This is a genomic window from Sphingomonas sp. STIS6.2 (genome assembly GCF_000732685.2).
GTDB classification, from domain to species: Bacteria; Pseudomonadota; Alphaproteobacteria; order Sphingomonadales; family Sphingomonadaceae; genus Sphingomonas; species Sphingomonas aerolata.
The window spans coordinates 239,843-260,999 of sequence record NZ_JPDP02000160.1 but is presented as its reverse complement, the minus strand read 5'-3'; the positions used below and the strand labels follow the sequence as shown (position 1 = coordinate 260,999).

The 21,157-nt window shown below is 67.3% G+C and carries 15 protein-coding genes and 1 tRNA gene; 4 read left to right on the top strand and 12 right to left on the bottom strand.

Features of this window, described 5'->3' with window-relative positions:
* Nucleotides 1-7 precede the first annotated feature (7 nt).
* The 4 genes from gspF to sphst_RS19330 all read right to left on the bottom strand — a co-directional run bounded on the left by gspF (nt 8) and on the right by sphst_RS19330 (nt 6,041).
* Entirely contained in the window at nt 8-1,234 is a 1,227-nt protein-coding gene (gene gspF / locus sphst_RS19345; protein ID WP_107046008.1) for a type II secretion system inner membrane protein GspF, read from the bottom strand.
* 120 nt (nt 1,235-1,354) lie between these two features.
* Entirely contained in the window at nt 1,355-2,920 is a 1,566-nt protein-coding gene (locus sphst_RS19340) for a GspE/PulE family protein (protein ID WP_107046007.1), read from the bottom strand.
* Nucleotides 2,917-5,163 carry a type II secretion system secretin GspD gene (gspD, locus tag sphst_RS19335; RefSeq protein ID WP_107046006.1) on the bottom strand — a complete coding sequence of 749 codons (2,247 nt, stop codon included), beginning with the start codon at nt 5,161-5,163 and terminating at the stop codon, nt 2,917-2,919. Before gspD ends, sphst_RS19340 begins: the two co-directional genes overlap by 4 nt.
* A gap of 50 nt (nt 5,164-5,213) precedes the next feature.
* On the bottom strand, nt 5,214-6,041 hold the full coding sequence (locus tag sphst_RS19330; protein ID WP_107046005.1) for a type II secretion system protein N: 828 nt from the start codon (nt 6,039-6,041) through the stop codon (nt 5,214-5,216).
* A 142-nt stretch (nt 6,042-6,183) separates the two neighbouring features.
* On the opposite strand from sphst_RS19330, the gene sphst_RS19325 reads away from it, so the two are divergent.
* The gene (locus tag sphst_RS19325) at nt 6,184-6,870 is read left to right on the top strand and encodes a prolyl hydroxylase family protein (protein ID WP_107046004.1); all 687 of its coding nucleotides are present in this window, start codon (nt 6,184-6,186) and stop codon (nt 6,868-6,870) included.
* Nucleotides 6,871-7,131: 261 nt separating this feature from the next.
* On the opposite strand, the gene sphst_RS19320 is transcribed toward sphst_RS19325, so the two are convergent.
* Nucleotides 7,132-9,936: a TonB-dependent receptor domain-containing protein gene (locus sphst_RS19320; protein WP_107046003.1), complete on the bottom strand. Its 2,805-nt coding sequence runs from the start codon at nt 9,934-9,936 to the stop codon at nt 7,132-7,134.
* Between the two features lie 95 nt (nt 9,937-10,031).
* Entirely contained in the window at nt 10,032-11,651 is a 1,620-nt protein-coding gene (locus sphst_RS19315; RefSeq protein WP_031438961.1) for a hypothetical protein, read from the bottom strand.
* A gap of 328 nt (nt 11,652-11,979) precedes the next feature.
* Between sphst_RS19315 and sphst_RS19310 the strand changes: the two genes are divergently transcribed.
* Entirely contained in the window at nt 11,980-12,315 is a 336-nt protein-coding gene (locus sphst_RS19310) for a DUF6481 family protein (protein ID WP_031396424.1), read from the top strand.
* Between the two features lie 276 nt (nt 12,316-12,591).
* Here the strand turns inward: sphst_RS19310 and ahpF are convergent, their stop codons facing one another.
* The 5 genes from ahpF to lon all read right to left on the bottom strand — a co-directional run bounded on the left by ahpF (nt 12,592) and on the right by lon (nt 18,123).
* Nucleotides 12,592-14,175 (bottom strand): alkyl hydroperoxide reductase subunit F, encoded by a 1,584-nt coding sequence (ahpF, locus tag sphst_RS19305; protein ID WP_031396423.1) that lies wholly within the window; start codon nt 14,173-14,175, stop codon nt 12,592-12,594.
* A gap of 208 nt (nt 14,176-14,383) precedes the next feature.
* Nucleotides 14,384-14,947 (bottom strand): alkyl hydroperoxide reductase subunit C, encoded by a 564-nt coding sequence (gene ahpC / locus sphst_RS19300; RefSeq protein ID WP_031396422.1) that lies wholly within the window; start codon nt 14,945-14,947, stop codon nt 14,384-14,386.
* Between the two features lie 188 nt (nt 14,948-15,135).
* A tRNA-Val gene (locus tag sphst_RS19295) sits at nt 15,136-15,210 on the bottom strand.
* Between the two features lie 73 nt (nt 15,211-15,283).
* On the bottom strand, nt 15,284-15,556 hold the full coding sequence (locus sphst_RS19290; RefSeq protein ID WP_031438963.1) for an HU family DNA-binding protein: 273 nt from the start codon (nt 15,554-15,556) through the stop codon (nt 15,284-15,286).
* Between the two features lie 173 nt (nt 15,557-15,729).
* On the bottom strand, nt 15,730-18,123 hold the full coding sequence (gene lon / locus sphst_RS19285) for an endopeptidase La (RefSeq protein ID WP_031438964.1): 2,394 nt from the start codon (nt 18,121-18,123) through the stop codon (nt 15,730-15,732).
* Nucleotides 18,124-18,321: 198 nt separating this feature from the next.
* On the opposite strand from lon, the gene sphst_RS19280 reads away from it, so the two are divergent.
* Both sphst_RS19280 and sphst_RS21395 read left to right on the top strand, forming a co-directional pair.
* A complete protein-coding gene (locus sphst_RS19280; RefSeq protein WP_051916689.1) occupies nt 18,322-20,058 on the top strand; it encodes a M1 family metallopeptidase in 1,737 nt (578 codons plus the stop codon).
* Nucleotides 20,019-20,369 carry a hypothetical protein gene (locus sphst_RS21395; protein WP_234387756.1) on the top strand — a complete coding sequence of 117 codons (351 nt, stop codon included), beginning with the start codon at nt 20,019-20,021 and terminating at the stop codon, nt 20,367-20,369. Before sphst_RS19280 ends, sphst_RS21395 begins: the two co-directional genes overlap by 40 nt.
* Nucleotides 20,370-20,399: 30 nt before the next feature.
* Here the strand turns inward: sphst_RS21395 and sphst_RS19270 are convergent, their stop codons facing one another.
* Nucleotides 20,400-21,035: a DUF4198 domain-containing protein gene (locus tag sphst_RS19270; protein ID WP_234387755.1), complete on the bottom strand. Its 636-nt coding sequence runs from the start codon at nt 21,033-21,035 to the stop codon at nt 20,400-20,402.
* Between the last annotated feature and the right edge of the window lie 122 nt (nt 21,036-21,157).

The following is a 21,157-nucleotide window of genomic DNA, read 5'->3' as shown; positions in this document are numbered from 1 at the left end:
CAAAACCTCATTGGCCTGCCAGCGTGTTGAGCTGGAGGATCGGGAGCAGGATGGATAGCACGATCGTCGCGACGATGCCGCCCATCACGACGATGATCAGCGGTTCGAGCAGCGACAGGGCGGTAGCGGTGAAGCGGTCGAATTCGCGTTCGAGATAGTCGGCGGCGCGCTCGAGCATCTCGTCGAGCCGCCCCGCCGCCTCGCCCGACGCGGCGAGATAGGTCAGCAGCGGCGGGAACACGCCCGCGCGCCGCATCGCCGCGGACAGGCTGCCGCCGCCGCGGATCGCGTCGACGATCTGGTCCGACGCGAGCCGCAGCCGACAGTTGTGGATCGTGCTCGCGGTCAGGTTGAGCCCGTCGAGCAGCGGCAAGCGGCTCGCGACCATCGTCCCCAGCGTCCGCGCCATCCGCGCCGCATGCAGGTCGCGCAGCAGCCGCCCGAGCATCGGGATCCTGAGCAGCCAGCTGTCGAAGGCGAGCCGGAAGCCCGGATCCTTCAGCGCGCGCCACAGAATCAGCCCCGACAGCAGCAGGACCAGCGCGATCACCCACCAGTATCCGACGAGGAACGCCGAGAACGCCATCACCATCCGCGTCAGCAGCGGCAGCTCCTGCCCGACCGTGTCGAACTGTTCGACCACCTGCGGCACGACGAACATCATCAGCGCGGTGACCACCCCCATCGCGACGAGCGCGAGGATCGACGGATAGGCGAGCGCGGTGATCAGCTTGCCGCGGATCTCCGCCTGGCGTTCGAGCAAAGCCGCGAGCCGGTCGAGGATCGTCGGCAGCGACCCCGAACTCTCGCCGGCCGCGACCATCGCGCGGTAGAGCGGCGGGAAGCTTTTCGGCTCGCGCGCCATCGCATCCGCCAGCCGCCGGCCCTCGACGACGCCCGCATGGACGTGCTGGACGATCGCGCGGACGCTGTCCTGCTCGGTCTGGCGGGTGATCGTGCGCAGCGATTCCTCGAGCGGCGACACGCGGTTGAGCGTGGCGAGCTGGCGCGTGAACAAGGTCAGGTTCTTGCCCGACATCTTGGGCTTGCCGAGCTGCAGCCCGAACAGCGGCCGCCCCTTGGTCGCCTGCGGCGGCGCGCCCGGGCTGATCTTGACGACGTAGAATTTGCGCGCGTCGAGCGTTGCGCGCGCGAGGTCGATGTCCGCCGCGGCGACATGGCCGCGGCGCTCGGTGCCCTTGGTGTCGATCGCGACATAGTCGAAATCAGCCATGCGGGTTGCCCGATTGCCGCATCATCCCGTTCGTTTCGAGCGAAGTCGAGAAACCACCGTCCGCGCGTGTGGCGCCAATTTCTCGACTGCGCTCGAAACGAACGGAGGTGTGGCGCGACGTCATGCCGCCGCCACCTCAACGACTTCGGTCGTGTCGCGGCGCGAGACGCGGACCGCTTCCTCCGCCGTGGTCTGTCCCGACAGCACCAGCTCGCGCGCCGACTGCGCCAGGTTCGGCGACTTGGCAAAGGCATGCGCGGTGATGTCGGATTCGGCGCCGTCGGTGTTGATCAGCCGACGGATCGTGTCGTCGATGCGGACCGCCTCGAACACGCCGATCCGGCCCTTATAGCCGGTCTGGTTGCAGTCGTCGCACCCTTGCGCGACGTACACGACCGCGTCCGGCGCGATGCCGAGCAGCGGTGCGACCGTGTCCGATGCGGGCACTGCCTTGCGACAGGTCGGGCACAGCCGCCGCACCAGACGCTGCGCGATCACCGCGCGGAGCGTCGAGGCGAGCAGGAAGCTTTCGACCTTCATGTCGCGCATTCGCGTGATCGCGCCGATCGCGTCGTTGGTATGGACGGTCGACAGCACGAGATGCCCGGTCAGCGACGCCTGCACCGCGATCTCGGCGGTCTCGCGGTCGCGGATTTCTCCGACCATCACGACGTCGGGATCCTGACGCAGGATCGCGCGCAGCCCCGCCGCAAACGTCAGCCCGACCTTCGGATTGACCTGGGTCTGGCCGACGCCGTCGACCGCGTACTCGACCGGATCCTCGACCGTCAGGATGTTGCGGCTGCCGTCGTTGAGCAGGCGCAGCGCGGCATAGAGCGAGGTGGTCTTGCCCGAACCGGTCGGGCCGGTGACGAGGATGATCCCGTTCGGCTCGCTCAGCGCCTCGTTCAGCAGCGCGAACAAGGCGGGCGGCAGGCCCAGCGCCTCGAGGTCGATGCCCGCATTCTCCTTGTCGAGGATACGCAGCACGACGCGTTCGCCCGCCCGGCTCGGCAACGTCGAGACGCGGACGTCGAGCAGCTTGCCGCCCAAAGTCAGCCCCATGCGGCCGTCCTGCGGCACGCGGCGCTCGGCGATGTCGAGCCGCGCCATGACCTTGATCCGGCTGACCACGACCGGCGCGACGTTGGGCGGCATGCGCAACGTCTCGCGCAGCACGCCGTCGATGCGCATCCGGACGACGAGCCCGGTCTCGTACGGCTCGATATGGATGTCGGACACGCCGTTGCGTGCGGCGTCGGCGATGATTCCGTTGATCAGCCGGATCGCGGGCGCGTCGTCGGCGGTGTCGAGCAGGTCCTCCGCGGTCGGCATGTCGCCTGCGAGCAGATCCAGCTCGTCGCCCATCCCGACCGCGGCGAGCGCGTTGGCCTGGCCGTCCATCGCATAGACGTTGGACAGCAGCCGGTCGAACGCGGGCGCCTCGACCGTGCCGATCGCGAACGGGCGGCCGAGATAGCGGCGCAGTTCGAGCAGCACCTTCGGGTCCGCGCCCGCGCGCATCGCGATCGTGAGCGGCGAATCGGGGTCGGTATGGTCGACGACGACGCCGAACTTGCGCGCGAAGGCGTAGGGGATGGTGATCTGGGGGAGCGCGACATCAAGCCCCTCCCCTGAAGGGGAGGGGCTAAGAGCGCCCAGTTCATGCCCCTCGCGGATGATCATTTCTTCACCGGCCGGAAGACCGTGCTTGTGCTGCGCACCGGCACCGCGATCCGCGGATCCTCGATGCTGCCGGGGATCGGCGCGGACGGGATCGGCGGCGCCGCGCCCATGTAATCGCGCACCAGCTGGTCGATCGAGGGCTCGCGCTCGGGCTCGGCGAGCCCCTGCTGCAGCCGAAGATAGCCGTAACGCTGTTCGGTGATCCGCCGGCTGTCGCCCGCGGTACGCAGGATCGTCGGCCGGATGAAGATCATCAAATTGGTCTTCGACCGCTGCTTCGCCTTCGACGTGAACAGGTGGCCGAGCACCGGCAGGTCGCCGAGCAGCGGGATCTTCTCGATCGTCCGGCGCTCGTTGTCGTCGAGCAGGCCGCTGATCACCGCGATCTGGCCGTCGTCGACGGTCCGCACCGTCTCGACCTCGCGCTTGTTGAGGATCAGGTCGCTATTGTCGCTCGACACCGGACCGGCGATCGAGCTGACCTCGAGCCGCAGGTTGAGCTTGACCGTCCCGCTCGAATTCACCTGCGGCCGCACGGTCAGCTCGATGCCGACATTCTGGCGCTGCGTGGTGCGGAACGCGTTGTCGAAATTGTTCGACAGCGCCTGCCCCGTGGTGATCGGGATCTCCTGCCCGACCAGGCTGTGCGCCTCCTGGTTGTCGAGCGTGACGAGGTGCGGGACCTGAAGCAGGTTCGACGTCGTGTCGCTCTTCACCGCGTTGATGATCGCGCCAAAGAAGGTGCTGCCGATCTTGCCGCCGAACCCGCCGAACCCGCCGGTGGCGGCGAGGATCGAGCTGATCGCCGATTGCTGCAGCGTGTCGGCCGCGCTGCTGGTGTTGCGCGTCACCGTCGTGCTGCCGTCGGTGTTCGTCGTCGTCGTGGTCGAGGTGTTGAGCTGCGTCGCGCCGATCGCGCCCGCGATCTGCAGGATGTTCGGCGCGGAATTCGAGAAGGTCGACGCGCCGAACGCGCCGCCGCTGGGATCGCCGACGATGAACTGCGCACCCAGCGTCCGTGCGGTCGTGTCCGAGACCTCGGCGACGATCGCCTCGACCAGCACCTGTTCGCGGCGCGTGTCGAGCTGGCGGACCACCTCGGCAAGCTGACGCTGGATCTCGGCGGGCGCGGCGATGACGATCGCGTTGGCGCCGATGAAGCGCGTGACGACCGCGGCGGTGCGGCCCCCCGCGGCGGTGATCGCGGGCTGGCCAGAGCCCGATCCCGACGATCCGCCGCTCGACTGGACCGGCTGGCTGACCTGCGCCTGCTGGGTGCCGCCAAAGCCCGATCCGCCGCCATTGCTGCCACCGCCGCTGCTGTTCGCGCCGAAATTGGAGCGCGACAGCGGCTGGCTGCTCGGCTGGGTCGGGGTCTGGCCGACCAGTTCCTGCAGCACCGGCAGCAATTGCTCGGCGTCGGCGTTTTCGAGGAACACGACCTTGATCTCGGTCCCGTTGCGCGCCTTCTGGTCTAGGTCGGCGGCGACCTGTGCCAGTCGCGCGACCGTGGTCGGATCGCCGCGCAGCGCGACCGCGTTCGATCCCTCGACCGCGACCACCGACGCGGTCGGCCCCGATCCCGCGCCGCCGCCCTGCGCGCCACCCGCGGCCCCGCCGGTGCCGATCAGGCCCTGCAGCGCGGTCGCGATGTCGCGCGCGCTCGCATTCTTGAGCGCGACGACGCGCGTCGACGAGGTGTCGGTGTCGACCCGGCGGATGACCTCGCGGATACGGCGGATATTGTCGGCGAAATCGACGACCACCAGGCTGTTGCCGCCGCGGTTCGCGGTGACCGACCCCTGCGCGCTGACCAGCGGCCGAACGGTGTCGACCGCGCTCGCCGCATCGGTCGCGCGCAGCCGGATGATCTCGGTGACATAGCTGTTGCGCGCCGCCCCCGCGACGCCGATCCGGCTCGGCTGCGACGCCGCATTGTCGAGCGGCTGGACGCGGAACGCCCCGTTCGAGGTCGGCACCGCGACCAGCCCGTTGGCGCGCAGCGTGGAGAGGAACACCTCGAAATATTCGGACCGGCTGAGCGGCCGGTCGGTGACGACGGTCACCTTGCCCGACACCCGGTTGTCGATGATGAAGGTGCGCCCCGTGACCTTGGCGGCATCGGCGATGAACGCGCGGATATCGGCGTCGCGGACGTTGAGCGTCGTCTGCGCGCGCGCTTCCGCCGCCAGCGTCAGCGCCAGCACCGGAGCAAGGACCGAGGCGAAAACCAGATTCTTCATTGCAGCCTTGGTCTTGGAAAGGGGAAGGGAAGCGAGAGTCATGCCGGAGATCATTGCGGGGGTGCGATCGTGATGGCGAGCGGCAGCGTGTCCTTGCCGCGTTCGACGGTGATGGGCACGTTGCCGCCCTGCGCGAAATCGGCGGCGATGCGGTCGAGATCGCCCGGCCCGGTGACGGGACGCCCGCCGATCGAGGTGACGATGTCGCCGTCGCGCAGCCCCGCCTGGCGGAAGGCGTTGCCCGAGCCCTGCGACCGGACCGTCAGGCCGCTGACGCGGCCGCCGTCGATCCGCGGGATGAAACCGATCTCGCTGCGCAACTGGCCGATCGCGATGCCCGCGCCGCCCGGCGGTGGCGCTGCACCCGGCGCTGCGCCGGTCGGGGATACCGGCGCGACCGCGTCGGACTGGTCGAGGAACAGGTCCTCGTCGACGCCGCCGCGATCGATCGTGACATGGTCGAACGCGACCGCCTTCAGCCGGACACCGGGCTGGATCTCCTCGCCGACGACGATGCTAGTCTGGACATTGTCCGCGCCCGCAATGATCGCCGAGCTTCGACCCGTCGCATCGTCGATCCGCGTCCCGAACAGGGTCAGCTGCAACGCGGTGACTGTCGCGGGTCCGGCACCGGCGGGCGCGCCCAGCCGGAAGAACGGATCGAAGCTGCGCAGGATGTCGCCGTTCGCCCCCGCGGGTGCGATCGCTGCCGGGCGCCACGCGCCGAGCGGCGTCACCGGCGCCACCGCGACCCAGATCAGCCGTGCGCATTGTACCGCCAGCCCCGCCATCAGCGCGAGCTCGGCGGCGGAATATACCGTGATCACGGGCAGCCGCCGCAGGATACGGCGCGCACGTGCGTCGATCGTCAATCGCATGAGCGAACCCCCTCCCGACGCGGTGCCGCCGCCATTGGCGCCCCCAATGGCGCTAGGCATGCCATGTTACAGTTACGCGTCAATCTGGTGATAGATTTATGCCGCGCTGGCGCAAGCGCGGATTGCCCGGCAAAACAGCATCATGGTCACGCCCTCCACCGACACGCCGCCCGCCCCGTCTCCGGTCTCGCTCGGCAGCGGCCTGCCCGCCGAGCCGGTCGTCGCGCGGCTGACCGCGGCCCCGGGCGTCCAGCGCGTACCGAGCCCCAAGCTGACGCTCTTCCTCAACCGCGGCTTCCTGCCGCCCGCGCTGTGCGCCGCGCTTCTCGAACGGATCGACGCCGTCCGCCGCCCGTCGACGATCTCCGATTCGAACGGCGACGCGAGCTACCGGACGAGCGAGACGGGCGACCTCGACCCCGCCGATCCGGTGGTGATCGATGTCGAGGCGCGGATCGCCGCGCTGACCGGGCTCGACGGCATCTATGGCGAACCGCTCCAGGGGCAGCGTTATGCGGTGGGGCAGGAGTTCAAGGGCCATACCGATTATTTCGAGCCGACCGGTGTCGACTATGACCGCTATTGCAGCGTCGCGGGCAATCGCACCTGGACCGTGATGGTCTATCTCAACCAGCCCGAGGCGGGCGGCGCGACGCGGTTCAAGGCGATCGACAAGATCGTCCAGCCCGAGACCGGCAAACTGCTCGCCTGGAACAACCGCCGGCCCGACGGCACGCCCAACCCCGCGACGCTCCACCACGGCATGAAGGTCCGCAGCGGCGTCAAATACGTCATCACGAAATGGTACCGCGAGCGCCCCTGGGGGTAGCTGCCCCTACCCCGGTATCCCGGGCTCGACCCGGGATGCGGAGCCACGCAGCGGTCCGCCCGTGACCCTGGGTCCCGGCGTTCGCCGGGATGACGGTGGGGTGGCAGATGAACCGCTCACCCCACTCATCCGTCATCCTGGGCTCGACCCAGGATCCAGAGCCGAGCAGCGCCGTCCTTTGGAACTCTGGATCCCAGCCTTCGCTGGGATGACGGGCCGGTGGCAGGCCCCCCCCCCGGCCCAGCCCGCCGCCGCCCGACCTCAGAACGTCGTGCTCAGCCCCAGCGTGAACACCCGGCCCAGATTGTAGCGGTTGATGAACACCTGAGCGCCGTTGTCGAAGGTCTGGCCTTCCTGGAACCGCGTGCCGGTCAGGTTACGCGCTTCGGCCTTCAGCTCCCATTTGCCGCCGACGAGTTCGAAGCCCTGCCGTGCGACCAGGTCGAGGCGGATGCCGGGCTTTTCGATGATGTCGGGCTGGAAGCCGACGCCGCTGAGGTTCGACGGGCCGCGGTTGGTCACGCGGTTGCTGGCATAGTTGAACAACAGCGTGATCGCCGACAGCGACGCCGTATCCTCGAGCCCGACCTGGACGTTGACCAGATGATCCGACTGGCCGGTCAGCGACGCGCCGTCGCGGAACTGGAGCGAGGCCGGACCGAAGCCCGCCTGGCACCCGCCGAGCGTCTGGTTGAGCACGTTCGGGACGCAGCTATTGTCCGCGGTGATCGACGACTTCGAATAGGTGTAGTTGGCGATGAACAGCGCACGGCGCGTCGCGAAGAAGTCGGAATTGAGGAAATCGAGGTCGAAATATTTCTGGAGCTCGACCTCGGCGCCGTACAGCGTCGCCTCCGGCAGGTTGGTGAAGCCGGTCTGCAACCGGTCGTCCGCGCCGGTGTAGAAGCCGACCTGCTCGACCGGGTTCTTGATCTCCTTGTAGAAGCCGCCGAGCGTGAAGCGCTGGTCGCGCGCGAAGAACCACTCGTAGCGGCCCTCGAGATTGTAGAGCTCCGAGTCCTTCAGCAGCGGGTTGCCGAAGAACAGACGATCCGATTCGGGATCGCGGAACTGCTGCGGCGCGAGCTCGCGGAACTGCGGGCGCGAGATCGTCTTCGACGCGCTCGCACGCAGCTGCATGTTGTTCGCGAAGTTGTAGGTGAGCGTCGCGGCGGGCAGGAAATAATCGTTCTTCAGCCGCGTCGTCGTCGTGCCGATCGGCGTCACCTGCTCCTCGGCGGTCTCGTAGCGGACGCCGATCGTCGCGCGGACGCCGTCGGTCGCCTCGGCCTCGGCCTGGACATAGCCCGCATGGATGCGCAGCGACGCGTCATAGGCATAGGCGCCGAGCGGCGTGCTGAACTGCAGCTGGATCTGGTTCGCGTTGAGCGAATCGATCCCGAGCAGATAGTCGGGCCGGAGCAGATTATACGGATAGCCCGGCGCGGTGCCGCCGCCCGCGGCGGTCTGATAGTTGAACTGGAGGCGCGTCGAATTGCGCTTCGTGTCCGAGTAGAAATAGCCGGTCGACAGCGTCATCGGCCGCTCGGTGTCGAGCTTGTACGACAGGTCGCCCTGCCCGGTGTAGAGATCCTCGTTCAGTTCACTGAAGATGATCGAGGCGAACGGCGTGAAGCGCTGGGTTACCTGGTACGCGCCGTTGCACTGCGCGCCGTCCGAGCCATTGGGCGCCTCGACGCTGATCGGCAGGCCGGTCGTGGTGGTTGCCGAGCACAGATAGTCGAACTGCCGCTCGTACGGCGCGTTGCGCTTCGAATTGGCATAGGCGCCGCGCGCGTCGAATTTCAGCGCGTCGGTCAGCTTGAATTCGCCGACCAGCTGGCTCTCGAACAGCTGGCGTTCGAACCAGTTGGTGTTCTGCTGGAAACGCAGCCCGCTCGAATTGTTGTAGACGGTCGCCGACGAGCCGCGCGCCTGCTTCAGCGTGTCGTGGATATAGACGGTGGTCGAGCGGATCGTGTTCGGGCCGAACTCGTAACCGAGCCCGATCAGCGCGTTGGTGACGATCCGGTTGTCGGTCAGCAGCGTCTGGAAATCGTTGCGCAGCGTGCCGTCGGTCGACACCGAATCCTGCTGAGTCGACGAGCGCGTGCGGAAGGTGTTGCTCGCGCTCAGCGACGCGATGATGCCCAGCCGGTCGGAGCCGAAGTCGAACACCGATCCGCCGCTCAGCTCGCCCGACCAGTTGGCCGGCAACTGGTTGTTGCGCTGGAGCAGCGTCGTATTCGCGTTGGTCAGCTGCGCGACCTGGTCGGTCGGGATGATCCCGGTGCCGCCGGGCGCGTTCTTGATGAAGGCGGGCACCTTGCGCGCGCCGTCGTCGAAGCCGATCCAGTCCGCATCGCCGCCATAATAGGTATAGCCGAGCTCGCTGGTCGTCACGGTGTCGGCGGAAATCGACCCGCCGATGCTCAGGAAGTTCTTCTCGGGGATCGCCTTGGTCGTGAGGTTGATCACGCCGCCGCCGAATTCGCCGGGATAGTTCACCGAATAGGTCTTCTGGACCAGCGCCGAGCCGACGATCGCGGTCGGGAAGATGTCGAGCGGGACCGAGCGGCGCAGCGGCTCTGGGCTCGGCAAGGGCGAACCGTTGAGCAGCGACGACGAATAGCGATCGCCGAGGCCGCGGACATAGACGAAGCCGCCGCCGACGACGCTGAGGCCGGTGACGCGCGTCAGTGCGCCAGCGATGTCGCCCTCGCCCGTCCGCGCAATGTCCGCGCTCGACAGCACCGAGACGATCTGCGCGGTCGCGCGCACGGTGTTCGGGATGTTGCGCCCGACGACGACGATGTCCTCGCCCGCCGCGGCGTCATAGCCGGGGCTCGACACCTCGACGCCGGCTTCGGGTGCGGCCTGCGGTGTGGCCTGCTCCTGGGCCGACGTGCCCGGCGTCGCGGCATTGGTCTGGTCCGCCTCGGCCTGCGGCGTTGCGGCGGGCCGCGGCGGTGCGGCCGGCGCGGGCGCGGTCTGCGCGAGCGCGGCGGGCGCGACCAGCGTCGAGGTGAGGAGGAGCAGTGTTCCGTAGGCGCGGCGCTTGGACATGGCCTGTAATCCTGATTCGTAAATTCATAGGCGAATGCCGGGACGGTCCCCCAAGGACCGCCCCGGCATCACGGCGCATTCAGATCGCGCCCGCCTCAGCGGCCCTGGCAGGCGAAGTAGACCGAGCTGAACGCCGGCGGTCCGACGTCCTGCAGCGCGGCATCCGCCGGCCGGACCGTGGTGCGGCCGCCCGTCGTCTGTTCGCCCGCGATCATGTTGACGCAGGCGACGTTCGCCGGGGTCTTCACCACGCCGTTGACGAAGGTCATGTCCGCACCACCACGCAGGCGGATCGCGGCCGGGGCCAGCGCCGTCTGGATGAAGGTGAAGTTGGCGTAGCGGCCGAACGTGCGCGGCAGCAGGTCCTCGGCATTGTTCGAATCAATCTCGGTCGAGAAGGAGTCGGCGGTCGCACCGAGCGTGCGCTGGGCGGCGATCATGAACTGGATGAAGCCGCGATAGCCATTGTCGATATCGAAGCCGTCATCGTCCGCGCCGGTGATCGCGATATACTTCAGGTTGCTCGTGCCGCCGAAGATCTCGATGCCGTCATCCGCCGAATTGTGGCTTTGGATGTGGTTGAGCGTGGTGCCCGAGCCGGTGCCGCCGAGCGTCAGGCCCTGCAGCTCGTTGCCGTCGCTGATCGCGATGCCGCTGTAGCGGATCTGGACGTACTGCATCGTGCCGCTGCTGTCGGCGGCCGTCGGGCCACCATAGAAGCGCCCGGTGACACCCTCGATCGCCTGCTGGCAGGTCGTGCTGCTGCCGGCGGCATTGTTCGGGCCGGTGCCGGTGGCGCAGACCGCGACCGGTGCGCGGCCGAGCATGACGATCCCGCCCCACTGGCCCTGCGTCGCGTCGCTGACGCCGTTCGACGCCAGGTTCTGCTGCGAGGTGAAGACGATCGGCGCGGTGGCGGTGCCGACCGCGTTGATCTTCGACCCGCGGTTGACGATCAGCAGGTCGTTGGTCGTCTCGCTCGAATCCGCGGCGATCACGACGCCGGCCTCGATGTTGAGGATCGCGCCATTGTCCGCACCGGTCGTGCCGACATCGGTGCCGATCTCGGTCTGGCCGCGCAGGCGATAGAAGACGCCGGCGATCTTCGGCAGCGTCAGCGTGCCGCTGATCACGGTCGGCAGACGGCAGGCGCGGAACGTCGCGACCAGGCCGTCATCGGTCGTGCCGGTCGGGCAGACGCTCGTCGCGGTGACCGCGCCGACCGAAGGCACCGCGGTGCAGCGTGCGCCCGAGCCGCCGAATTCGGCCGAGGTCGAGTTGCAGGTCCAGCCCTGGAACGCGGTGTCGGTCGGGCCGTTGAGCGCGCCGACGAAGTTCGTGCTGGTGAAGAAGCTGTTGAGCGTCGACGGATCCATCGGCGTGGTGAGCGACGTCGCCGAGGTCGGATACAGCCCGTTCAGGCCGGTGCTGACGCCGCTGACATTGTTGTTCGTGCCGGCGTTGACGACCGCGAGCTGCTCGTCAGGCGTGATCGTGATGGTGTTGACCGTGGTCGGGGCGGCGAACTGTGCCGCGGTGATCGCGCTGGGCGTCGGCGTCGGCGTGGGGGTCGGCGTCGGGGTCGGCGTTGCCGGCGGGATCACGATGGTGCCCGCACCCGGCGACGCGACGCTGTCCGCGCCTCCGCATGCCGACAGCGCCGCACAGGCGGTGCTGGTCAGCAGGATAAGGCCGATGCGCTTGAAGCTGGTCATTCACGGAACTCCCGGTCGATCATTGATTGCGTGGATCGACTCGGGTCCCCCTGCCGATCTCTCAACGGCGGTTAGGCGGCGTAGATGACAGCGAGATGCGGTTTCGATGACGGCCGGATGACGGCGGTGTTTCAGCAATGTGACACCCGGGCGGAGATGCGCGCGTTGAGCCGGGGCGGGACGACGACGGACGGTATCGCGGGGGCCCGGGGTGCATCACCCCGCTTTCGCTGCGCGGCACAATGATTTAAGGGGCACGGACGCTAGCAAGGCCCTTATCCGGGCAATCCCGCGGATTTCACCGCGATTACAGGAATTTTCGACGAGTATGGCCTCTTTCAAGGACCCCGGTTTTCAGGAACGTACCGCCTCTGCAAACGACGCGAAGCTGAAGGCGCTCGAGAAACTGCGCGCCAAGCCTGCGATCGATCCGGCGGTCGCCGCCGAGCGCGCCGCCGCCCGCGCCGCCAAGGAGGAGGCCGAGCGCGCCAAGCGCCAGGCCAAGCGCGATGCCGAAGAGGAGGCCAAGGCCGCCAAGAAGGCCGCTGCTGCCGAAGCCGCAGCCCGTGCGCTCGAAGCCGAAGCCAAGTCGCAAATGTCCGACGCCGACAAGAAAGCGCTCCGCGACGCCAAATATGCGGCGCGCAAAGCCAAGAAGAAGTGAGGAAACGGCCGGGGATTTCCCCGGCCTTTTTCTTTTGTGCCGCCGGGATTTTCGGTCGGCGCCTCGCCTTACCGTCATCCGGACGAACGCGAGGACCCAGAGCCACGAACGCTGACGCCCGCAACTCTGGATCCTGGATCAAGTCCAGGATGACGGAGGCGGGTGACGCTTACCCCACACACCGTCATCCTGACGAAAGTCAGGATCCAGAGCCACGGACGCCAGCGCGCGTGACCCTGAGTCCCGGATGACAGACGGGGGTGCAGCCCCCCGCCCTCAGGCTGCGAGCGCGTCCTGCTCTTCGGGCGCGAGCCGGATCATGTAGTCGAATGCCGCCAGCGCCGCCTTCGAGCCTTCGCCCATCGCGATCACGATCTGCTTGAACGGCACCGTCGTCACGTCGCCGCCCGCGAACACGCCGGGGATCGACGTCTCGCCGCGATGATCGACCTCGATCTCGCCGCGCATCGTCAGCGCGACCGTGTCGGTCAGCCATTCAGTGTTCGGCACCAGCCCGATCTGCACGAAGATCCCCTCGAGCTCGACCTGATGCAGCGTGTCGTGGTTGCGATCCTTGTAGCTGAGCCCCGTCACCTGCTTGCCGTCGCCGAGCACCTCGGTGGTCATCGCCGAGGTGACGACCTTGACGTTGGGCAGGCTGGCGAGCTTGCGCTGGAGCACCGCGTCCGCACGCAGGTCGCTGTCGAACTCGATCAGCGTGACATGCGCGACGAGGCCCGCCAGGTCGATCGCCGCCTCGACGCCGCTATTGCCGCCGCCGATCACCGCGACGCGCTTGCCCTTGAACAGCGGGCCGTCGCAATGCGGGCAATAGGTCACGCCCTTGTTGCGATACGCCTCCTCGCCCGGCACGTTCATCTGGCGCCAGCGCGCGCCGGTCGACAGGATCACGGTCCGCGCCTTCAGCGACGCGCCGCTCGCAAGCTCCACCTCGTGCAGGCCGCCGACCTGGGTCGCAGGAATCAGCTTGCTCGCGGTCTGCAGGTTCATCACGTCGACGCCATATTCGGCGACATGCTGCTCCATGTGCGCGACGAGCTTTGGCCCCTCGGTATGCGCGACCGAGATGAAATTCTCGATCGACATGGTGTCGAGCACCTGACCGCCGAAGCGCTCGGCGGCGATGCCGGTGCGGATGCCCTTTCGCGCAGCGTAGATCGCCGCTGCCGCGCCGGCGGGGCCGCCACCGACGACGAGCACGTCGAACGGATCCTTGCCCGCGATCTTCTCCGCCGCGCGCGCGGTGCTGCCCGTGTCGAGCTTCGCGACGACCTGCTCGACGCTCATCCGGCCTTGCGCGAACGGCTCGCCGTTGAGGAAGATCGCCGGCACCGACAGGATGTTGCGGTTCGTGACCTCGTCCTGGAACACGCCGCCCTCGATCGCGACATGGCTGATCCGCGGGTTGATCACGCTCATCAGGTTCAGCGCCTGGACCACCTCTGGGCAGTTCTGGCAGCTGAGCGAGAAATAGGTCTCGAACGCGAAATCGCCGTCGAGCCCGCGGACCTGCTCGATCACCTCCTGCGTCAGCTTCGACGGATGCCCGCCGACCTGCAGCAATGCGAGCACCAGCGAAGTGAACTCATGCCCCATCGGGATGCCGGCGAAGCGCACGCCGATATCGGTCCCGGCGCGGCGGATCATGAAGGACGGGCGGCGCTTGTCGTCGTCCTTGCGGACCATCGTCACCGAATCGGACAGCGCCGCGATCTCGGTCAGCAGGCCCTCAAGCTCGCGCGACTTCGCGCCGTCGTCGAGCGAGGCGACGAGTTCGATCGGCTGGACGATATTCGCCAGATAGGTCTTGAGCTGCGCGGTAAGGTTCACATCGAGCACGGACGCTCTCCTGTCTGGTGAAAGGGACGCGCGGCAGGCTGCCGTCGCGAAAATCGTCACCCCGGACCGGGTCCGGGGTCCACCATGCCGCACGACATCGGGGCGTCATGCGGCAGGGTGGCTGCCAGACCGAAGTCCGGCAGGCCGGGGAAGGAGCGAACCCCTTCCCCTTGGGTGACGAAGCCGGGCGACCGGCTCCGTCAGTGACTCAGATCTTGCCGACGAGATCGAGCGACGGGGCGAGCGTGGTCTCACCCTCTTCCCACTTGGCGGGGCAGACCTCGCCGGGGTGCGCTGCGATATACTGCGCGGCCTTGACCTTGCGGAGTAGCTCCATCGCGTTGCGGCCGACGCCTTCCGAGGTGATTTCCATGAGCTGGATCACGCCCTGCGGATCGACGACGAAGGTGCCACGATCGGCCAGGCCCTGGCCTTCGCGCATCACGTCGAAGTTGCGCGTGATGGTGCCCGACGGATCGCCCAGCATCGTGTAATCGATCTTGCCGATCGCCGGCGAGGTGTCGTGCCAGGCCTTGTGCGAGAAGTGGGTGTCGGTCGACACGCTGTAGACCTCGACGCCCATCTTCTGGAACGCGGCATAATTGTCGGCCAGATCCTCGAGCTCGGTCGGGCAGACGAACGTGAAATCGGCCGGGTAGAAGAAGAAGACCGCCCACTTGCCCGTGACGTCGGCGTCCGACACCTCGATGAACTTGCCCTGGCGATAGGCCTGGGTGGTGAACGGCTTCAGCTGGGTGCCGATGATCGACATGGGGTAGCTCCTTAGAATTGTGCGACGCATCATATATGGGATGCTGCGGCGCAGCGTGAAATGCAGAATGCCGATCTAGTACATTCACGCAGTCGATCACAGAGACACCAAAGATCGACTAAGGCACTGAAAGAACCCCGAAAACAGAAACGCCGGCCCGCTCGCAATGGAGAGGACCGGCGTAAATCTGGTGGGCGCGACAGGGATTGAACCTGTGACCCCACCCGTGTGAAGGGTGTGCTCTACCGCTGAGCTACGCGCCCGAAACTGGTTCGGAAACGGGCCTTTAAGCGCGGCGTGCCGCACTGTCCAGCCCTGTCGGTCATGATCGGTCGATCAGTTGACCGAATCCTTCAGCCCCTTGCCCGCCTTGAACTTGGGCTGGGTCGACGCCTTGATCGTCATCGGCTCGCCGGTGCGCGGGTTGCGTCCCGTCGAGGCCTTGCGCTTCGAGACCGAGAAGGTGCCGAACCCCACCAGCCGGACTTCCTCGCCCTTTTTCAGCGCGGCCGAAATCGCGTCGAAAACGGCTTCGACGGCCTTGACCGCATCGCCCTTGACCAGCCCCGACGTGTCCGCGACCGTCGCGATCAGTTCCTGCTTGTTCATACAGTTAATCCCCCAAACAAATACCGAATCGGCAGCGATGGAATCGCGGCGCCAATCTCCAGGCAGTAACGCGGCGGTATCGTCTGCTGTCAAACGAAACCGCCGCGCGACGCTCTAACCGCGCGGTTCGGTAACGGCCATCGTGACGCGGCGAAATACCGCGCCGGATGCGCTCAGTGGTGAAGACCACCCCCGACCGGCGGGATCGGCGCGGGCGGCAATGCCGCCAGTTCGTCCGCGTCGGTCCACTCGATCGCCTCGAGCGGCTCGGTCAGGGCAAGCCGCAACACCTCGTCGACATGGCTGACGGGGATGATCTTCAGCCCCTCCTTGATGTTCGCCGGGATGTCCGCGAGGTCCTTTTCATTCTCTTGCGGGATGAGCACGGTGGTGATCCCGCCGCGCAGCGCCGCGAGCAGCTTCTCCTTCAGCCCGCCGATCGGCAGCACGCGACCGCGCAGCGTCACCTCGCCGGTCATCGCCACCTCGCGCCGGACCGGCACGCCGGTCATCGTCGAGACGATCGACGTGACGATCCCGACACCCGCCGACGGTCCGTCCTTGGGCGTCGCGCCTTCCGGCAGATGGATGTGGATGTCCTTGCGGTTGAACAGCGACGGCTTGATGCCATAGCTCGGCGCACGCGCCTTGACGTAGCTGAACGCGGTCTCGATCGACTCCTTCATCACGTCGCCGAGCGTCCCCGTCAGCTTCGCCGCGCCCTTGCCCGACACGGTGACGCTTTCGATCGTCAGCAATTCGCCGCCGACCTCGGTCCAGGCGAGCCCGGTGACCGCGCCGATCTGATTCTCCGTCTCGGACAGGCCGTGGCGATATTTCTGCACGCCCGCGAATTCGGCGATGTTGTCGGGCGTGATCGTCACGCTCGTCGCCTTGCCCTCGAGGATCCGGCGCAGCGCCTTGCGCGCCAGCTTGGCGATCTCGCGCTCGAGCGTACGCACGCCCGCCTCGCGGGTGTACTGCTGGATCAGCGTACGCAGCCCCTCCTGCGTCAGGACGAACTCGCCGTCCTTCAGGCCATGCGCCTCGATCTGCTTGGCGATCAGATGCCGCTCGGCGATCTCGACCTTCTCGTCCTCGGTATAGCCCTCGAGACGGATGATCTCCATCCGGTCGAGCAGCGCCTGAGGCAGGTTGAGCGTGTTCGCGGTCGTCACGAACATCACGTCCGACAGATCGAGGTCGATCTCCAGATAATGATCCTGGAACTTGCCGTTCTGTTCGGGGTCGAGCACCTCGAGCAGCGCCGACGCCGGATCACCGCGGAAATCCTGGCCGAGCTTGTCGATCTCGTCGAGCAGGAACAGCGGGTTCGACGCCCCCGCCTTTTTCAGGTTGGTGACGATCTTGCCCGGCAGCGAGCCGATATAGGTGCGGCGATGCCCGCGGATCTCGGCTTCGTCACGCACGCCGCCCAGCGACTGGCGGATGAACTCGCGACCCGTCGCCTTGGCGATCGACTTGCCGAGCGAGGTCTTGCCGACGCCCGGCGGGCCGACGAGGCACAGGATCGGCCCCTTCAGCTTGTTGGTGCGCGCCTGGACGGCAAGATATTCGATGATCCGGTCCTTGACCTTCTCGAGCGCATAATGATCCTCGTCGAGCACCGCCTGTGCCGCCGAGATGTCCTTCTTGATCTTCGACTTCTTGCCCCAGGGAAGCCCGAGCAGCACGTCGAGATAATTGCGCACGACGGTCGCCTCGGCGCTCATCGGCGCCATCGTCTTCAGCTTCTTGAGCTCGGCGGTCGCCTTGGAGCGCGCTTCCTTGCTCATCTTGAGCGTCGCGATCTTTTGAGTCAGCTCGGCGATCTCGTCGCCTTCGCCTTCGTCACCCTCGTTACCGAGCTCGCGCTGGATCGCCTTCAACTGCTCGTTGAGGTAATATTCGCGCTGCGTCTTTTCCATCTGGCGCTTGACGCGGCTCTTGATCTTCTTCTCGACCTGCAGGACGCCGAGCTCGCCCTCCATCGCCGCAAACGCCATTTCGAGGCGCTTGGCGGGGTCGGTCTGCATCAGCATCGCCTGCTTGTCGGCGACCTTGATCTGAATGTTGGCAACGACGGCATCGGACAGCCGGGCGGCTTCGGTGATCTCGGACAGCTGGGTCGCGGTCTCGGCGGGCAGCTTGCGGTTGAGCTTGGCGTAGTTCTCGAACTGGTCGACGACCGAACGCATCAGCGCCGCGATCTCGGGACCCTCGACCTCGGCATCGGCGACCGTCGCAACTTCGGCGGTAAGGAAGTCGCCGCTTTCGTCGAGCGTCTCGAGCGTCGCGCGGACCTTGCCCTCGACCAGCACGCGCACCGTGCCGTCGGGCAGTTTCAGCAGCTGGAGGACGGTCGCGGTCACGCCCATCGTGTAGAGATCGTCGCGCGCGGGATCGTCCTCGGCCGGGTCGAGCTGCGCGACCAGGAAGATCTCCTTTTCTGCCGCCATCGCCGCCTCGAGCGCCGCGACCGATTTCTCGCGGCCGACGAACAGCGGAACGATCATGTGCGGAAACACGACGATGTCGCGTAGCGGAAGAACGGGATAGTGGGTCATGCAAGCTCCGGTACCGGACCGAACAAGGTCGGCGTCAGCTCATTATATGGTGAGGATGGCGGATCCATCAATCGCCGGGCTACGTAATCGCCGAAGCGCCCCCACACACGGTCCGGGACTCCGTCACACCTTGCCGTCCTATCACGGGTGCGCCTATCGCTCTTGTATCGATCCGACCGCCGCGCAACAACGCGCCGCATGATCCCGCGCCTCCTTCTCGCCGCCAGCTGCACCGCGCTGCTCGCCATCCCCCCGGTCTCCGCGCAGCTGCCGCGCAAGGGCGAACCCGCGATCACCGCGCAGACGCAGCGTTCGGGGGGCGCGCTCACCCCCGAACAGACCGCGCTGCAGTTCGACCATGCCGATCTCGCCTTCGAGGTGCTGCCCGATGCGCAGCGGCTGAACGGCGTCGCGACGCTGCGCTTCACCGCGCGGGCGCCGGTCGCGCGGCTGCCGATCGATCTCGACCGCAACCTGCCGGTGAGCGCCATCGCGATCGACGGCGTCGCGCTGCCCGCCTCCGCCTGGACCAATCCGGAGGGGCGGCTGACCATCACGCTGCCCCGGCCGGTGCCGGCGGGCGGGAAGGTGACCGCGACGATCACCTATGGGGGCACGCCGCATGTCGCGGTGAAGGCGCCGTGGGACGATGGCATGGTCTGGTCGAAGACCCCCGACGGGCGCACCTGGTTCGCGACCACCGCGGAGGGCTATGGCTGCGACCTGTTCTGGCCGTGCCTCGATTTCCCGACCGGCGAGCCTGCGCTGGTCGATCTTCACATCACCGTGCCCAAGGGGCTGAAGGCGCCGTCGAACGGCGTGCTGGTCGGCGTCGACACGTTCGCCGATGGCCGCACCACCTGGAACTGGCGCGCCAAGCACCCCAACACCTATGGCATCGCGCTCAACGTCGGGCCGTATGAGGAGGTCCGCGGCACCTACAAGAGCCGCTTCGGCAACAGCATTCCGATGTTCTACTGGTATCTGCCGGGCGAGAAGCCGCAGGCGGAAAAGCTGTTCGCCGAATTCGCCCCGACGCTCGACTTCTTCGAGAGCATGATCGGCCCCTACCCGTTCGGCGACGAGAAGCTCGGCGTCGTCGAGACCCCGCACAAGGGCATGGAGCACCAGACGATCAACGCGTACGGCAACGACTATGCCAAGGCACCCGAGGGGTTCGACTGGCTGTTCCAGCACGAGTTCGCGCATGAATGGTTCGGCAACCAGCTGACCGCCGCCAACTGGGACGATTACTGGCTGCACGAGGGCTATGGCACCTACATGCAGCCGCTCTACGGCCAGTGGCGCGAGGGGCGCGCGCGCTATGCGACGATGCTGCAGGGTGAGCGCGGGGCGATCATGAACCGCAGGCCGATGACCCAGCAGCGGATCTCCACCGAGGAGGAGGTGTACGAGCTCGACAAGGGCGGCGCCGGGCAGGACATCTACAACAAGGGGTCGTGGATGCTGCACACGCTGCGCAACCTGATCGGGGACACCGCCTTTTTCGACGTGACGCGCCGCGCGGTCTATGGCCGCCCCGATCCGAAGCCCGGCAACTTCACCCCCCGCTTCGGCTCGACCAAGGAGTATGAGGCGATCGTCCGCCGCGTCACCGGCAAGGATTATGGCTGGTTCTTCGACGTGTATCTCCGCCAGGCGGCGCTGCCCGAGCTGATCGAGACACGTACCAGCACCACGCTGACGCTGGCGTGGAAAGTGCCGGGCAATGGCCGGTTCCCGCTACCGGTCGAGGTGCAGGTCGACGGCAAGACGCGGACGCTGCCGATGACCACCGGCACCGCGACGCTCGCCGTGCCGAAGGGCGCGCACATCGTGATCGACCCCGATGCGCTGGTCCTGCGCCGGAGCATCGCGCTCGAGGAGGTGGCCGCATGGAAATCCGCACAGGCAGCGAAGGCGAAACCGCAATGACCGATCCGTTCCCCCTTGAAGGCGGCGGCCCAGGAGTCACGAGCGTCGGCGCGCCTGACCCTGGGCTCCTGCGTGCGCAGGAGAACCCGTGGCCCGCCCGCGCCGCGGAGATGGCGGCGATCTTCATGGTCGGCGACGGGCTGCTCGGGCTGCTCCAGCCGCGGCGCCACGTCGATCTGTGGAAGGAGGACGCGCTCGGCACCGAGGCGCTGGTCCAGCCGTTCGTCGACCGCCCGCGCCGCCGCCGTCTCTATGCTGTCGTCCAGATCGCGGCGGGCATCGCGCTCGCCGCCCGGCAGCGCCCGCGCTGACGCGACCGGCGGCGAAGCCGGCGCGCGTTTTTAGGGGAGCGTGAAGCTGGTCGTCGTGATCCGGTGGAGCGTCGTCACGGGCCCGCGCGGCAGGCTGTGCTCGGTGACATCCTTGGCGCCGGCGGACAGCAGATAGCGGCCCTTCTCGACGAGCGGCGGCGTGATCGCACCTGCGTCATCGGTGACCAGCTCGGTCGAGACGCGCGTCGGCGAGATCAGCGTGACCTTCGCGCCCGCGACCGGCTTCCCCTCGCGCGTCAGGACGAAGCGCGTCCCGTTCGCGGTCGCGGGTGCGATCTCGAACGGCAGTTTGGTGCGCGGATCGGCACGACCGGCGCGCGCATAATAGATGATGCCCTCGCGCTTGCCCGGATCGCCCCAGGGCGCGAACACGTCATCGTCCCAGACATGCACGTCACCCGCGGGCAGCTGCGCCTCGAGGAACCCGGCCTTGCGGACAAGCGCAGGCGCGGCGGGCGCGACGATTCGCGGGGCCTTCAGATTCGCGAATTCGGGATCGCCGCCCGCGGGCATCGGTTCGGCGGGCTCACCGAGATAGATCCGCGCGGGTCCTGCCCCGTCGCGCTCGATCCACACTTCATGCGCATCCGCCGCGCCTGCTGCCATCAGCGCGAGCATCGCCGCGCCCATCCATGCCGTCTTCACATCCGCTCTCCCGCTTATTGGGTCGAAACCCGCTGAGGCGATGCTAATGCAAGTCACTCGCGGATACCACCCCAGCCGTCATCCTGAAGAAAGTCAGGATGACGGAGTGGGTAACGGATAAG